This is a genomic window from Cellulomonas telluris (assembly GCF_004886325.1).
GTDB lineage: Bacteria > Actinomycetota > Actinomycetes > Actinomycetales > Cellulomonadaceae > Cellulomonas > Cellulomonas telluris.
Genome location: NZ_QXFN01000060.1, coordinates 1 through 583 on the forward strand (window position 1 = coordinate 1; position 583 = coordinate 583).

At 76.8% G+C, this 583-nt stretch carries 1 pseudogene; it reads right to left on the minus strand.

What is annotated here, in order from left to right:
- A pseudogene (locus tag FB586_RS19565) lies at nucleotides 1-583 on the minus strand (hypothetical protein); the annotation flags it as partial.

A 583-nucleotide genomic window follows, 5' to 3' on the forward strand; every position in this document is an offset into this window, starting at 1 on the left:
TGCCGCGGCGCAGCACCCGCAGGGCACGGTCGACACTCGTGCGGCTGCGGGCGATGCCGGAGAAGTCGGCCGCCACCGTCCCCACCGCCGCCACGGGACGCATCCGCTCCCCGATCCGCTCGATGAAGTCGCGCACCACCCGCACCGCCTGCTCCTCGGCGTGACCGGCCTCCCCGGAGACCGCGAGCAGCCCGTAGGTCACGTCGCCGAGCGACGCCGCCGCGGAGCGCGGGTGCACCGCCGCGAGGTGCAGGGCGAAGGCGCCGCCGAGCCGCTCCCGCTCGTGGGTGAGAGCCGCGTCGTCGGTCTCCGGGCCGACGGCGTGCACCTCGTCGAGCGTCATCCCGACCACCAGCAGCGGCTGGCCGGCCAGGCCCAGTCGCTCGAGCGCGTCGGGAGCGCCGGCACCACCCGCCAGGGCCGAGGCGAGCAGGTCCGCGCGCACCCCACGGCGTACGTCGGCGCCCGCCCGCACCCGGAGCAGGTGCAGCGCGACGAGCTTGGCCGAGTCGGTGAGCGCGCCGAGACGCTCGGGGCTGAGCGGCTCGGGCACCACGGCCCAGATCGACCCGAGCAAGATCGG